Source organism: Sulfitobacter sp. HI0040 (assembly GCF_001634885.1).
Taxonomy (GTDB): Bacteria; Pseudomonadota; Alphaproteobacteria; order Rhodobacterales; family Rhodobacteraceae; genus Sulfitobacter.
Genome location: NZ_LWEX01000472.1, coordinates 1 through 402, shown reverse-complemented (window position 1 = coordinate 402; position 402 = coordinate 1). Strand labels below are relative to the sequence as shown.

The following is a 402-nucleotide window of genomic DNA, read 5'->3' as shown; positions in this document are numbered from 1 at the left end:
GATCGCCAGCTTCGGCCAGGATGGTCAAGGCGTTGATCGGGCCGATGCCGGGGATGGTTGTCAGAAGCTGGTAATCGGGATGATCGGACAGAAGCTCGACGGCACGGGCCTCGATCTCATTGCGCTGGCGAACCAGGCTTCGGCCTTCGGCCAGCACAAGGCGGAACATACGAACGGCGTCGGATTCCGGGTGAACGGGTAACCCCACTGAACCAACCGCTGTTGCGTAAATATCTGAGAGTAAGCGTTCTTTTGAGACCTTCCGGCCGACCACCTGCCACGCATCGGCAACGAAGGCCTCACGGCTCATGGCCGTGATCATGTGTGGCGATGGATACTTCTCGAGGAATGCCAGGAACCAGTCGGTACGCGAACTGCGGTGAAAGCGCTCGGCCTCGGGAA

The 402-nt window shown here is 60.0% G+C and carries 1 protein-coding gene; it reads right to left on the bottom strand.

What is annotated here, in order from left to right:
* The coding region (locus tag A3728_RS19125; protein ID WP_150120892.1) for a transposase at positions 1-402 on the bottom strand (402 nt) is incomplete at both ends.